Below are 12,806 nucleotides of genomic sequence, written 5' to 3'. Positions count from 1 at the left end.
TTTTCGTCCTATAGTAGGCAGAGGCAACCCTCAGGGAGTAACCAGTTCAACGTGACCGGGCAAGCGCAAGCCACCATTCTAGGCATAGAGACCAGCTGCGACGAGACTGCGGCAGCCATTGTCATGCGAGAGCAATCGGGCAAGGGCACGATTCGTTCCAATGTGGTGCGTTCGCAGCTCGATGAACATGCGGCATTTGGTGGTGTGGTGCCCGAACTGGCCGCCCGCGCCCATGTGACCTATCTCGACCACATCATTGCCCAGGCCTGTCGCGAGGCCGGTATTCGGCTTGACCAGGTCGATGCCATCGCCGCCACGGCTGGTCCGGGGCTGATCGGGGGCGTGCTTGTGGGCCTGACCACGGCCAAGGCCATGGCGGCTGCGCTGGGCAAGCCGCTGCTGGCCATCAATCACCTTGAAGCCCATGCCCTGACCGCGCGCATGACCAATAATGTGCAGTTTCCCTATCTGATGCTGCTGGTGTCGGGCGGGCACAGCCAGTTCGTGCTGGTGCGCGGGGTTGGCGATTATGAGCGCTGGGGCACCACCATCGATGATGCGCTGGGCGAAGCCTTCGACAAGGTGGCCAAGCTGCTGAGTCTGGGTCATCCCGGCGGTCCGGCCGTCGAGCGAATCGCCCGCAATGGCGATGCCAGCCGGTTCAAATTTCCGCGCCCCTTGCTGCGCGAAGAACGCCTCGATTTCTCCTTCTCGGGCCTCAAGACGGCCGTGCGGCTACAGGCCGAGGCATTGGCGCCGCTGACCGATCAGGACGTCGCCGATATTGCGGCGAGCTTTCAGGACACGGTGGCGACGATCATCGAAGTGCGCTCGCGTCAGGCGCTGGAGCGGTTCGCCGCGCAATTTCCCGGCCAGGCCATGCAATTGGTGGTGGCCGGTGGCGTCGCGGCCAATCTGCGCATCGCCGCAGGTTTGCGCACGCTCTGCGATACACTTGGCGCAACGCTGATCGTCCCGCCGATTGCGCTGTGCACCGACAATGGCGCCATGGTGGCCTGGGCGGGTGCCGAGCGCTTCATGCTGGGCGATACCAATGGGCTCGATTTCACCGCCCGCCCGCGCTGGCCGCTGGATACGCCCGATATGAAGGTTGTTCCCGATGCCGCTTGAAACCGTCAGTGTCATCGGCGGCGGTTCATGGGGCACCGCTCTTGCGCAGGCCGCCGCCATGGCAGGGCGCAGTGTGTCGCTGGTGGCGCGCGACGCCGCACAGGTCGCCGAGATCAACACCCATCACACCAATCAGCGCTATCTGGGCGAGCAGGTTCTGCATCCGGGGCTGAGCGCGTCGCTCGTCGCCAGCGCCGCCGATGTCATCATTCTGGCTGTGCCCGCTCAGGCGAGCCGCACGGCGCTTGGGGCGCTTGATCCAGCCCTTTTGGCAGGCAAGCCGGTGATCCTTTCGGCCAAGGGCCTTGAAGCGGGCACGCTTGATAGGCAGAGCGAAATCCTCGCCGATATGGCGCCTGATGCCATTCCCTATGTGCTGTCCGGCCCCAGTTTTGCTGCCGACGTTGCGGCCGGTCGGCCAACGGCGGTGACACTGGCGGGAGACGACGCAACGCTGACCTCGGCGCTGGCAGCAGCTTTGGCCGGTCCGTCCTTTCGCCCCTATGCCGCCGATGACCGCATCGGCGTTGAAATCGCCGGGGCGCTGAAAAACGTCTATGCGCTGGCCTGTGGTGCGGTCGACGGCGCCAATCTCGGCGCCTCGGCCCGCGCGGCTTTGCTGGCCCGTGGTTACGCCGAAATGGCGCGCATGGTCACGGCCATGGGCGGTTCGGCGACGACACTGACCGGGCTGGCCGGGCTGGGCGATCTGACGCTGACCTGCACGTCCGTGCAGTCGCGCAATTACCAGTTCGGCATGGCGCTGGGTCGCGGCCAGACGGTGGAGCAGATCATCGCCTCGGGTGCCAAGCTGGCCGAAGGCGTGGCCACTGCGCCCGTCGCCGATGCCCTGGCCAAAAGCCTTGAGGTCGATGCGCCGCTGATCGCCGCCGTGCACGCCGTGCTCAGCCAGAACATCGATATCGCAACCATTGTGGCGGGCCTGATGTCGCGCCCGCTCAAACGTGAGGACTAACCATGCCGCTTTTCGTCATCATCGCCCAGGACAAGCCCGACGGGCTGGAGCACCGTCTTGCCGTGCGCCCAACTCACCTCGAGCACCTCAAGACCCTGGGCGACCAGATGGTGTTCGCCGGCCCGCTGCTGGACGAGAATGAAAAGCCACAGGGCTCGATGATGGTCATCGAAGCGGCTGACCTTGCCGCCGCCAAGGCGCTGACCGCACAGGACCCCTTCGTCAAGGAAGGCGTGTTTGCCTCCTATGAAGTCAAGCAATGGGTCTGGGGCATCAACAACCCGGACAAGCGGGGTCAGTAATGGCCTATTGGCTGATGAAGTCTGAGCCCAATGTCTTCTCTTTCGAGGACATGATGGCAAAGACCAAACGGGGCGAACCTGAATCCTGGCATGGTGTGCGCAATTATGCGGCGCGCAACAATATGAAGGCCATGGAGCTGGGTGACGAAGCGTTCTTCTACCACTCCAATATCGGCAAGGAGATCGTGGGCATCATCAAGGTGATTGCCCTAGCTCACCCCGACGATACGGCCGATCTCAACGCCAAGGGTGAAGTGGTCTGGGAGTGCGTTGATGTCGAAGCCGTCAAGCCCCTGCCCAAGCCGGTAACGCTGGCCACCATCAAGGCCACGCCCGCGCTGGAAAACCTCGAACTGGTCAAGCTCTCGCGCCTCTCCGTCTCCAAGGTCAGCCCCGAAGAGTGGAAACTACTCTGTTCCATGGGCGGTCTCTGACCGCCCCAACGCACTGCCGTCACCTCACCTACCGGCCGTCACCCTCGGGCCTGACCCGAGGGCTCTTCACTTGCGGGCCCCGCAGAAAACACCCACCGAGGGTGACGAGTTGCTGGTGTGGGATCATACCCAACGCGCCGGGTGGTTCCTCCCCCTGTTGAGGGGGAGGCTAGGTGGGGGTACTCTTTACCCAAAACAAAAGCCCGCGGCTGATGCCACGGGCTTAATTCTTAGAACCGCTCAAATCGCTTAAGCGGCGACCTTGCGCTCCACCATCATCTTCTTGATTTCGGCAATGGCCTTGGCTGGGTTCAGGCCCTTGGGGCAGACCTTGGCGCAGTTCATGATGGTGTGGCAGCGATAGAGCTTGAAGGGGTCTTCAAGATCATCGAGGCGTTCCTGGGTGCTCTCATCGCGGCTATCGATCAGCCAGCGATAGGCCTGCAGCAGGGCGGCTGGGCCAAGATACTTTTCGCCATTCCACCAATAGCTCGGGCACGAGGTCGAGCAGCAGGCGCACAGAATGCACTCATAGAGCCCGTCGAGCTTGGCGCGCTCGGGAACGCTCTGCGTCCATTCCTTGGTCGGGGTGGGCGAGGTGGTCTTGAGCCAGGGCTCGATGGCGCGGTGCTGCGCGTAGAACAGCGTCAGGTCCGGCACCAGATCCTTGACCACAGGCATGTGGGGCAGCGGGTAGATCTTGATCGGACCCTTGCTGTCGTCCATGCCCTTGGTGCAGGCTAGGGTATTGAGCCCGTTGATGTTCATCGAGCAGGAGCCACAAATGCCTTCGCGGCAGGAGCGGCGCAGCGTCAGGGTCGCATCGACCTTGTTCTTGATCCAGAGCAGACCATCCAGAATCATCGGCCCGCAATCGTCGAGATCGACGAAATAGGTGTCGATGCGCGGATTGGCGTTCTGCTCGGGATCATGGCGATAGATATGATATTCGCGCAGCCGCTTGGCGCCTGCTGGCTTTGGCCAGGTCTTTCCCTTGGTCGGCCGATCGGCCTTGGGGAGCATCAATTCGACCATGGATCGCTCTTTCCTACTCAGTGCGACGCCGCTCAACCGGCGCTAGTCATTTCAGGCCCGTTGCTCCCGCCCATGCGGGAGCTGCATTAGTAGACGCGCGCCTTGGGGGCGATCTTCTTGAGATCGATGCCGCCCTCGCTTTCGGGCGTCAGCGGATCGACATGCACCGGGCGATAGCCCAGACGCACCGCGCCGGTATCGGTGTCGATCCAGCTCAGCGTGTGCTTGCGCCAGTTGACGTCGTCGCGGCTTGGATAGTCTTCGTGCGCATGGGCGCCACGGCTTTCATGGCGGGCTTCGGCCGACACCACGGTGACCATGGCATTGGCCATGAGGTTTTCCAGCTCCAGCGTTTCCACCAGATCGGAATTCCAGATCAGCGAGCGGTCGGTGACTGCTACGTCCTTGAGGCGCGAGTAGATTTCGCTCATGCCGGCAACGCCGCTCTTGAGCGACTCCGAGGTGCGGAACACGGCAGCATCAGCCTGCATGGTGTGCTGCATTTCATCGCGCAGCTTGGCGGTGGGCTGGCTGCCCGAGGCGTTGCGCAGGCGATCAAAGCGGGCAAGGATTTTGTCGTCCTGCGCCTTGTTGATCCCGGGGATCGGCGCATCGCGGTCGATGACGTGACCGGCGCGAATAGCGGCGGCACGGCCAAACACCACAAGGTCGGTCAGCGAATTGGAGCCCAGACGGTTGGCGCCATGCACCGAAGCGCAGGCGGCTTCGCCCACGGCCATCAGGCCGGGTACGACGCGGTCGGGATTGTCCTCGGTCGGGTTGAGCACTTCGCCATGATAGTTGGCGGGGATGCCGCCCATATTGTAGTGCACGGTCGGCAGCACCGGGATCGGCTCGCGGGTGAGGTCGACGCCCGCGAAAATCTTGGCGCTTTCGGTGATGCCGGGCAGGCGCTCATGCAGCACCTTGGGATCGAGGTGATCGAGGTGGAGGTAGATATGGTCCTTCTTCGGACCGACGCCACGGCCCTCGCGGATTTCCAGCGTCATGCAGCGGCTGACCACGTCGCGCGATGCTAGATCCTTGGCATTGGGGGCATAGCGCTCCATGAAGCGCTCGCCTTCCGAATTGGTCAGATACCCGCCTTCGCCGCGCGCACCCTCGGTGATGAGAACGCCCGCGCCATAAATGCCGGTGGGGTGGAACTGCACGAATTCCATGTCCTGCAAAGGCAGGCCGGCGCGCGCCACCATGCCATTGCCGTCGCCGGTGCAGGTATGGGCTGAGGTTGCCGAGAAATAGGAGCGGCCATAGCCGCCGGTCGCCAGCACCACCAGCTTGGCGCGGAAGCGATGCAGCGTGCCGTCGTCAAGCTTCCAGGCGATGACGCCCTGGCACTCGCCATTGTCGCCCATGATCAGATCGAGCGCGAAATATTCGATATAGAACTGCGCGTCATGGCGCAGGCTCTGGCCGTAGAGGGTGTGGAGGATCGCATGGCCGGTGCGGTCGGCGGCGGCGCAGGTGCGCTGCACCGGTGGGCCATCGCCGAACTCGGTCATGTGACCGCCGAACGGACGCTGATAGATCTTGCCTTCCTGGGTGCGGCTGAACGGAACGCCGTAGTGTTCCAGCTCATAGATCGCCGCCGGGGCTTCGCGCGCCAGATATTCCATGGCGTCATTGTCGCCCAGCCAGTCCGACCCCTTGACGGTGTCGTACATGTGCCACTGCCAGCTGTCGGGACCCATGTTTTGCAGGGACGCCGCAATGCCGCCCTGTGCCGCCACGGTGTGGCTGCGGGTTGGGAAAACCTTGGTGATGCAGGCGGTGTTGAAACCCTGTTCGGCCATGCCCAGCGTCGCGCGCAGACCCGCGCCACCGGCACCCACAACCACCACGTCAAATTCGTGGTCGATGATTTCGTATTGAGCCATTCTGTACTAACCCCAGAAGACGAGCTTGAGAATGGCGGCAACACCGGCCACCGCGATAACAACGCAGAACAGCGTGTTGAGCGTCATATAGGTCGAATAGGCGCGCCCGGCGAAGTAATCCTCGAGCGTGTCGCGCATACCGTTGCGCATGTGGATGGTGACGATAACCAGCAGCAGTGCCAGCGGCAGGCCGATCCAGCCATTGCCAATGGTCGCGACCATGTCGGCGCGGTCGGCACCGGCAAGCTTGGCCACGATGAACACCAGAAACAGGATGAACAGCACGTTGATCGCGCCGGTCAGCCGCTGGGTGATGAAGTGGCGGGTGGACGCTTTGGCGTTACCGTATTTGGTCTTGGGATTGGCGACGACGTCGCGAGTGATGATTTGCTCTTTCATCGATCAGCCTACCCACACAAAAACGGTCCAGACCAAGAGGGTGAGGATCACCGAACCGGCCAGCGTTGCCCAACCGAGCGCCTCGCGGCGGCCCGGCTCCATCATCACGGCGAAATCCCAGATGAAGTGGCGCAGGCCGCTCATCAGGTGCTGGAACATGGCCCAGGTAAAGCCGAACAGCACGAGCTGGCCGAACCAGCTGCCATAGATGGCGTTGACCACATTGAGGGCATCCTGCCCGATCGCCGCCGCGCCGAGCCAGGCAACCAGCAGAACCGTACCGGCATACATGGCGATACCGGTGGCGCGGTGCAGGATCGACGTGGCCATCGTAATGGTCCAGCGATAGATTTGAAGGTGGGGAGAAGTCGGGCGGGAGCGAACCGTCATGAAGCCTCGCTGGCATGCGGCAAAGGCGCCGCTCGCAGTTTGGAATGGTTCGAGACTTCTAGCCCCCAAAAGTTACAAAATCAAAGCTGAAAAGCCCGCTAACGCATCTACTTTTGACGAATTTCGCAAGAGTGAGACGGGTGACGCCAAAACCGGAACAGCCGTCCGCCCGGCAGGCAGCCTGGTAAATTCCAGACACGAACATATTCGTTCAAGTTAATTTAGAAACAACGCAAGTATAAATGCGATCGGTAAAAACACCTATCCATAGGTATTTTTACCGATACGGCGAGACGTAAAGACACTGAGCGACGATGTTTGGCAAGGTTGTTATCAACACTTCAATAACAATCGCATGTAATCATGACGGAAACTAGAGGGCTGTTTCATGCGTCTGTTTAAAAGTGTCCGATCCCGCATTTACGGTGCATTTGGCGCCATGACCATTATTGTGGTGCTGATTGGTGGTACAGCCAGCGCCTTGATGATGAACGCGGAACATCTGTTCGGTGAGTACCGTCACCACGCCCGACAGTCGCTGGCGATTGACGAATACCTGCGCGATGTGGCCGCCTTGCGCATCGACTTCCTCAACTACTTGCTGCACCCGTCCGCCGACTGGGAGCGCAAGGTGCATGAGATGGTCGAGGAGGTGGGGACCACCACGCCCGAAGAGCTGACCCTGTTCGAGGGCGAAGCTGAGACACTCGCCGAAATCGCCGAGGTCACCGATCTGGCCCACAGCTATGGCGAAGGCTTTGATGCCATTGTTGCGGGCGTCGCCCGTGGCGTTGACCCGAACACCATGCCCCAGACCACGACGCTGACCACGATCGGTCCGCGCATGTATGAACTCTATGCCGGCATGTCGTCCCGCGCCCATGATGCGCAGAACGCCCTCGGGCCGCGCATCGCCCAGCAGGAACAGCTTCAGCTCATGCTGATGGCCGCCATCAGCGTGATTGGCCTGATCATCGGCGTCGTGCTGGCGCTGGTCACTAGCCGTTGGCTGGCCGGCACCTTCACGCGGCTCACCCAGACCATGCGGCACCTTGCTGGCGGCGATTACGAGATCGCCATCGACGGCACGACGACGCAGAACGAACTGGGCGAAATGGCCCGTGCCCTGGAAACCTTCCGCGTCAACGGCCAGCAGGTCGCTCTGGCGGAAGTTGAAAAGGAAGCGCGTGCCGATGAAATTGCAGCCCGCGCAGCGATGATGCAGCGGTTCCAGAGCGCCTGCGACACGGTGATCGGTCAGGCCACGGAAGGCGACTTCAATGGCCGCATTGATGACCAGTTCGGCGACCCCGAGATCGATCGTATCGCCGACAATCTCAATGGCATGCTGGGCACCATCCAGCAGGCTCTCAGTGAGGCCGAGCGTGTGCTGGGTGCCCTGGCACAAGCCGACCTGCGCGACCGCATGGCCGGTGCCTATCAGGGGGCCTTTGCCAAGCTCAAGAGCAGCACCAATAGCGTTGCCGACAAGCTCGAGGAGATCGTCACCGAACTGCGTGATACCTCCGGGGCGCTCAAGCTGGCCACGGGCGAGATTCTCGCCGGTGCCAATGACCTGAGCGAACGCTCGACCAAGCAGGCGTCCACCATCGAAGAAACCGCCGCCGCCATGGAGCAGATGGCCAATACGGTCACGCTCAATGCCGAGCGGGCCCGCGACGCCAGCACCGGCGCTGAGCGGATGACCACGATTGTCGAGGCCGGCAGCGAGATCATGAGCCAGGCGACCGAGGCGATGGACCGGATCTCGACCTCGTCGTCCAAGATCTCCAACATTATCGGGCTGATTGACGACATCGCCTTCCAGACCAATCTGCTGGCGCTCAATGCCTCGGTTGAAGCGGCGCGCGCTGGTGAGGCCGGCAACGGCTTTGCCGTGGTGGCCGTGGAAGTCCGTCGCCTCGCTCAAAGTGCAGCGCAGGCTTCATCGGACATCAAGGCCCTGATCGAGCAGAGCTCCACCGAAGTGCGCAACGGCGCGCGTCTGGTCAGTGACGTGGCTGGCAGGCTCACCGAAATCATCGATCATGTCCGCACCTCGGCCAGCCTGATGGAATCCATTGCCGGCGACTCCCGCTCGCAGGCCGACGGCATTGGCGAGGTCAATATCGCCGTTCGCCAGATGGACGAGATGACCCAGCACAACGCCGCACTGGTCGAGGAAATGAACGCCTCGATCGAGCAGACCGAAGGCCAGGCCAGCCGACTCGATGGCATCGTCGAAACCTTTACGCTCAACGAACGGGGCCGCGCCGCGGCCAGGTCCGCCCCATCAGCGCCCGCGCAGCCAACTGGCGCGCGCGGCATGCTCAAGAAGGTGCAAACCGCAGCCCAGGCCTATTTCGGCGGGGCGGCAGCAACCAAGGAGGACTGGGCAGAATTCTGACGTGTAACACTGCGTTCCCCAACGTCCTCGGGCTTCGGGCTCGGGGACGTTTCCCTTTTCTGGTCCCGCCGTTGTCAAACGCTGGCGGGATAACGCGCTTTAAGGCATAGCTGCTGGCCTGCAACGAGGCCTGCCATGCGCAACACCACCACTGATGCCATCACCATAGACGGGGTCACCGAGCTCGCCCGCAATTGGGGGCGGCTCGATAATTACCGCGTGTCCCATGAACGCCGCGACGGCACGCGCCAGAGCGTTCTGCGTGAGGTCTACGATCATGGCAGCGCTGCCGCCGTGCTGTTGCATGCGCCGGCGACCGATACAGTGATCCTCACCCGCCAGTTTCGCCTGCCGCCTCATCTCAATGGCGACCCCGCATGGATGATCGAGGCCCCGGCAGGGCTGCTGGACGGGGAAGCCCCGGCCATCGCCGCGCGTCGCGAGGCCATTGAGGAAACCGGCTACGAGCCTGCCGAACTGCAATTCCTGTTCGACGCCTATATGAGCCCCGGTTCGCTGACCGAGAAATGCGCGTGCTTTCTCGCACGTTACACGCCTGGCCAAAAGGTCGCCGAAGGCGGTGGGCTGGCAGCGGAAGGCGAGGATATCGAGGTCTTCGAGCTGACAGTGGATGCGGCCATGGCAATGGTTGGCAGCGGGGAAATCTGCGACGCCAAGACGATCCTGATGCTGCAGGCGCTGGTGCTGCAGCGGCGATAGGCAGAGGCGGGTCACCGCCCTCCGTATATTCCCCTATATCGAGGCCGCTGGCTGCTCAGTAAGCTGCCGATACGAGTTCCGAGGGGGATGATACGATGTCTCACTATTTTGCTATTCTGGCCTTTCTGGTCACCTGCATTTTCTCCGGCGCCGCCATGGCGCAGGATGCCAATACGCGGGTGTTTGTGCCTGACGCCCCCAATGGTGCCATCATCGCCGGGTGCTACCGCGCCGACCGTGTTCTTTATGGCGCCAATTTCAGCTTCTGCCTTGAACGGCGCGGCAGCTATCAGGCGCGGGCCAGCAATGTGCGGTGCGAAGGGCGGCTCAATTGGGCCGTATCCGGCCGCGACGTGAGCATTGATCTGCGCCGCCAGTCCTGCACCGGTAATGTCGCCTGGGCCGCCGCCAACGTCACCTGCCGTCCACAAAGCCTGCTCGACAAGATCCTCACCGAGATTTTCGGCGGCGCCAACAAGGAACGCGTCCTGGTGCCCCAGGTCAATTCCCTGCGCTGCACCTATCATCCGAGTGTCCCCGGTACGCGCAGCCAGACCTTTGTCGCCAAGCGGTTCTAGCATTGAGGGGTGCCCCCAAACAAAACGGCGGAGCTTTTGCCCCGCCGCTTCAAGCTTCAAATCTCAGACAGACGACTACTCGGTCACCAGCGTAATGGTGCCGGCCTCGAACGCGGCCTTGCAGTCGGCGGCGTCGCGCAGGGTGTCATTGTCCAGCAGCGTGCTGGCAGCGCCCGGGCCTTCAAAGCGTGGGTCGTCGCACTGGTCATCATGGGCGTAGTCTGAAGAGTTATCGCCGAAGTCGATACCGGTGCTGTCATAGGGCGCGCCCTGAGCATATTCCGGTGTGTAGACCTTGCGGATGCTGACGGTGCCCGCCTCGACCAGTGCCTTGCAGTCGGTGGCGTCACTATACATGTCGTTGCTCAGCAGCTTCTTGTTGGTGCCTGCGCCGTAAAAACGTGGGTCATCACATTCGCCATCATTGGCCCATTTGCTGAAGTCGCCGCCATAGTCGAACACAGCCGGATCGGACGATGTGCTGACGCCCTCGGTGTCCTCACCATTATAGGTGGCGGTGCCCGCTTCGACCGCTTCGCGGCAGTCGGTGGCGTCGTGTCCCTTGTCGTCTTCAAGCAGGGTTGGCGCAACGCCGGTGCCGGAGAAGCGCGGATCGTCGCATTCCCCATCATTGGCCCAGTTGCTGGTATCATCGCCATAGTCGATGTCACCGACCGCGCTGGCGCCGGTGAAGCTCACCGTGCCCGCCTCAAAAGCGGCACGGCAGTCGGTGGCGTCCTTGCGGATGTCGGCATCGATCAGTTCTGCGGCCGATCCAGTGCCCGAGAAGCGCGGGTCGTCGCATTCCCCGTCATTGGCCCATTCGCTGCTATCGTCGCCAAAGTCGATGTCTTTGGCACTAATTGGCGCCGCGGCAACGGGCAGGCTGTCGCCGTTGAAGGTCACGGTGCCGGCCGCGTGGGCGGCCTTGCAGTCGGTGGCATCATGACCGGTGTCGGATTCGAGCATATCGGATGCAGCGCCCGAGCCGGAAAAGCGTGGGTCGTCGCACTCGCCATCCTTGGCCCATTCGCTGCTGTCATCGCCAAAATCGATCTCTGCCGCTGCGGCAGGAACGGCCGCCGGGGCATCGTCGATAATCTCGGTGGCGGTGCCGACAAAGGCGATGGTGCCAGCCTCATAGGCAGCGCGGCAGTCGGTGGCGTCGCGCAGGGTGTCTTCATCGCGCAATTCTTCGGCCGAGCCGGCACCGGAAAAGCGGGGATCGTCGCACTCCCCGTCATTGGCCCATTGGCTGCTGTCATCGCCAAAATCAATGCCGACCGCCGTGGTGGTGGCCGATGGGGCCAAGGGCGGGTTTTTCTGGTTCCCCGACAGCTTGTCCGCATAAGACGGGGCCACCAGACCGGCGACCAGAACCAGACCCAATACGGTCCCGCCCATCAGTTTATTCAATGCGTTCAAGACGTGTCCCTTCTCAAAAGTTTGGCGCACTCGTGGCGGCACATTAAAGCGGCTTTGCGGCGGCTGACACCCTCAGCGGGCAGAAAGTGATCGTGCCTGCTGCCGTGCGCGCTTTTCAGCACGGGTAAACAGCACCGAGCCCGCCAACACCAGCGCCGTACCAAGTGCGTGATAGAGGGTAAAGGGTTCGGACAGCACAATAACGGCGAAGACGATGGTGACGATCGGGCCGAAGGCGGCGGTCGAGGATGTTGCCCGCGCGCCGATGCGCGCCATGCCCGCATTCATCAAAAACGAGGGCAGGACGGTGCCCAATATGCCCAGGGCTAGACCATATCCCCAGACCTCGGGCGTAAGCGTCAGGTAGCTCGATGGTCCCGATATGATGAGGTTTTGTGCAATGGCGCAGACGCCTGCCGTCGACATGCCGATACAGGTGAACAGCGCGGTGCCCACCATCAGCATCTGCCGCTTGGCCAGATGCTGATAGAACGCAAAGGTAATGGCTGAACCCAGCACCAGCAGCGTGCCCACCAGCAGGCCATCGGGCTCGACGGCCAGGTTCCAGCCAAAGATCACCAACAGCCCGGCATAGGATACGAGCATGGCCGGCACCACGCGCCACACCATGCGGTCGCCAAAGAACCACACGCCAAACAGCAGCACGAAGAAGGGATAGGTGAACAGCACCAGCCGCTCATATTGCGCGCTGACAAAGTTCAGGCTGAGGAAATCGAGATAGCTCGAAATGTAGTAGCCCAGAATGCCGATCGCCATGCTGACCAGCACGACCGGCAGGGTCAGCGCGCGGCGCAGTTTATCCTCGCGGCGCAAAACCGTGACCAGAATGACGAGATAGACCGGCAGTGCCACCAGCATGCGCAGGCTGAGCAGCATCTCGGCGGAGACGCCTTCGCCATAGGCGAGCTTGATGAAAATGCCCTTGGTGGAAAACAGCACCGCGCCCATCACGGCGAAGGCGTAGCCCAAGGGATCATTGTCGGCATTTGCGGTGGCGGCGGGGGAAGTCATGGAGAGTTCCTTTTCGGACCCACCACACAGTTCACCGGAGCGCCTGATGGCGGGCCGGTTTCAACGAAAAGCTGGACGT

General features: G+C 62.2%; 13 protein-coding genes. 7 read left to right on the top strand and 6 right to left on the bottom strand.

Annotated features, from left to right (window positions below):
* Positions 1–51 precede the first annotated feature (51 nt).
* The 4 genes from tsaD to WH87_RS18025 are packed head-to-tail and all read left to right on the top strand — an operon-like array spanning position 52 to position 2,843.
* Complete coding sequence (gene tsaD / locus WH87_RS18040) at positions 52–1,131, top strand: tRNA (adenosine(37)-N6)-threonylcarbamoyltransferase complex transferase subunit TsaD (protein ID WP_281175358.1); 1,080 nt, start codon at positions 52–54, stop codon at positions 1,129–1,131.
* Positions 1,121–2,107: an NAD(P)H-dependent glycerol-3-phosphate dehydrogenase gene (locus WH87_RS18035; protein ID WP_046139633.1), complete on the top strand. Its 987-nt coding sequence runs from the start codon at positions 1,121–1,123 to the stop codon at positions 2,105–2,107. The genes tsaD and WH87_RS18035 overlap by 11 nt, the downstream gene beginning before the upstream one ends.
* A gap of 2 nt (positions 2,108–2,109) precedes the next feature.
* Positions 2,110–2,409 (top strand): YciI family protein, encoded by a 300-nt coding sequence (locus tag WH87_RS18030; RefSeq protein WP_046139634.1) that lies wholly within the window; start codon positions 2,110–2,112, stop codon positions 2,407–2,409.
* Positions 2,409–2,843 (top strand): EVE domain-containing protein, encoded by a 435-nt coding sequence (locus tag WH87_RS18025; protein ID WP_046139635.1) that lies wholly within the window; start codon positions 2,409–2,411, stop codon positions 2,841–2,843. The genes WH87_RS18030 and WH87_RS18025 overlap by 1 nt, the downstream gene beginning before the upstream one ends.
* Before the next feature lie 249 nt (positions 2,844–3,092).
* Here the strand turns inward: WH87_RS18025 and WH87_RS18020 are convergent, their stop codons facing one another.
* From WH87_RS18020 to sdhC, 4 genes are all read right to left on the bottom strand, one after another.
* Positions 3,093–3,878: a succinate dehydrogenase iron-sulfur subunit gene (locus WH87_RS18020; RefSeq protein WP_046139636.1), complete on the bottom strand. Its 786-nt coding sequence runs from the start codon at positions 3,876–3,878 to the stop codon at positions 3,093–3,095.
* Between the two features lie 86 nt (positions 3,879–3,964).
* Entirely contained in the window at positions 3,965–5,776 is a 1,812-nt protein-coding gene (gene sdhA / locus WH87_RS18015) for a succinate dehydrogenase flavoprotein subunit (protein WP_046139637.1), read from the bottom strand.
* 6 nt (positions 5,777–5,782) lie between these two features.
* Positions 5,783–6,175, bottom strand: coding sequence for a succinate dehydrogenase, hydrophobic membrane anchor protein (sdhD, locus tag WH87_RS18010; protein WP_046139638.1), 393 nt, complete (start codon positions 6,173–6,175; stop codon positions 5,783–5,785).
* Between the two features lie 3 nt (positions 6,176–6,178).
* Entirely contained in the window at positions 6,179–6,565 is a 387-nt protein-coding gene (sdhC, locus tag WH87_RS18005) for a succinate dehydrogenase, cytochrome b556 subunit (protein ID WP_046139639.1), read from the bottom strand.
* 388 nt (positions 6,566–6,953) lie between these two features.
* Between sdhC and WH87_RS18000 the strand changes: the two genes are divergently transcribed.
* The 3 genes from WH87_RS18000 (at position 6,954) to WH87_RS17990 (ending at position 10,270) form a co-directional block, all read left to right on the top strand.
* Positions 6,954–8,972: a methyl-accepting chemotaxis protein gene (locus tag WH87_RS18000; protein WP_082092786.1), complete on the top strand. Its 2,019-nt coding sequence runs from the start codon at positions 6,954–6,956 to the stop codon at positions 8,970–8,972.
* Between the two features lie 135 nt (positions 8,973–9,107).
* The gene (locus WH87_RS17995) at positions 9,108–9,692 is read left to right on the top strand and encodes an NUDIX domain-containing protein (RefSeq protein ID WP_046139640.1); all 585 of its coding nucleotides are present in this window, start codon (positions 9,108–9,110) and stop codon (positions 9,690–9,692) included.
* Between the two features lie 95 nt (positions 9,693–9,787).
* Positions 9,788–10,270 carry a hypothetical protein gene (locus WH87_RS17990; protein WP_046139641.1) on the top strand — a complete coding sequence of 161 codons (483 nt, stop codon included), beginning with the start codon at positions 9,788–9,790 and terminating at the stop codon, positions 10,268–10,270.
* Between the two features lie 75 nt (positions 10,271–10,345).
* Here the strand turns inward: WH87_RS17990 and WH87_RS19205 are convergent, their stop codons facing one another.
* Complete coding sequence (locus WH87_RS19205) at positions 10,346–11,695, bottom strand: hypothetical protein (protein WP_156458290.1); 1,350 nt, start codon at positions 11,693–11,695, stop codon at positions 10,346–10,348.
* A gap of 72 nt (positions 11,696–11,767) precedes the next feature.
* Complete coding sequence (locus WH87_RS17980; protein ID WP_046139642.1) at positions 11,768–12,727, bottom strand: DMT family transporter; 960 nt, start codon at positions 12,725–12,727, stop codon at positions 11,768–11,770.
* Positions 12,728–12,806: the final 79 nt, after the last annotated feature.

Origin of the sequence: Devosia epidermidihirudinis (assembly GCF_000971295.1) — a bacterium.
In the GTDB taxonomy this organism is placed as follows: Bacteria; Pseudomonadota; Alphaproteobacteria; order Rhizobiales; family Devosiaceae; genus Devosia; species Devosia epidermidihirudinis.
This window is presented reverse-complemented; position numbering and strand designations above follow the sequence as displayed.

What these genes read in the sequence shown, in the direction of transcription:
- WH87_RS18035 (WP_046139633.1), top strand. Translation starts at nt 1,121, where the DNA reads ATGCCGCTTGAAACCGTCAGTGTCATCGGCGGCGGTTCATGGGGCACC.
- WH87_RS18030 (WP_046139634.1), top strand. Translation starts at nt 2,110, where the DNA reads ATGCCGCTTTTCGTCATCATCGCCCAGGACAAGCCCGACGGGCTGGAG.
- WH87_RS18025 (WP_046139635.1), top strand. Translation starts at nt 2,409, where the DNA reads ATGGCCTATTGGCTGATGAAGTCTGAGCCCAATGTCTTCTCTTTCGAG.
- WH87_RS18020 (WP_046139636.1), bottom strand. Translation starts at nt 3,878, where the DNA reads ATGGTCGAATTGATGCTCCCCAAGGCCGATCGGCCGACCAAGGGAAAG.
- sdhA (WP_046139637.1), bottom strand. Translation starts at nt 5,776, where the DNA reads ATGGCTCAATACGAAATCATCGACCACGAATTTGACGTGGTGGTTGTG.
- sdhD (WP_046139638.1), bottom strand. Translation starts at nt 6,175, where the DNA reads ATGAAAGAGCAAATCATCACTCGCGACGTCGTCGCCAATCCCAAGACC.
- sdhC (WP_046139639.1), bottom strand. Translation starts at nt 6,565, where the DNA reads ATGACGGTTCGCTCCCGCCCGACTTCTCCCCACCTTCAAATCTATCGC.
- WH87_RS18000 (WP_082092786.1), top strand. Translation starts at nt 6,954, where the DNA reads ATGCGTCTGTTTAAAAGTGTCCGATCCCGCATTTACGGTGCATTTGGC.
- WH87_RS17995 (WP_046139640.1), top strand. Translation starts at nt 9,108, where the DNA reads ATGCGCAACACCACCACTGATGCCATCACCATAGACGGGGTCACCGAG.
- WH87_RS17990 (WP_046139641.1), top strand. Translation starts at nt 9,788, where the DNA reads ATGTCTCACTATTTTGCTATTCTGGCCTTTCTGGTCACCTGCATTTTC.
- WH87_RS17980 (WP_046139642.1), bottom strand. Translation starts at nt 12,727, where the DNA reads ATGACTTCCCCCGCCGCCACCGCAAATGCCGACAATGATCCCTTGGGC.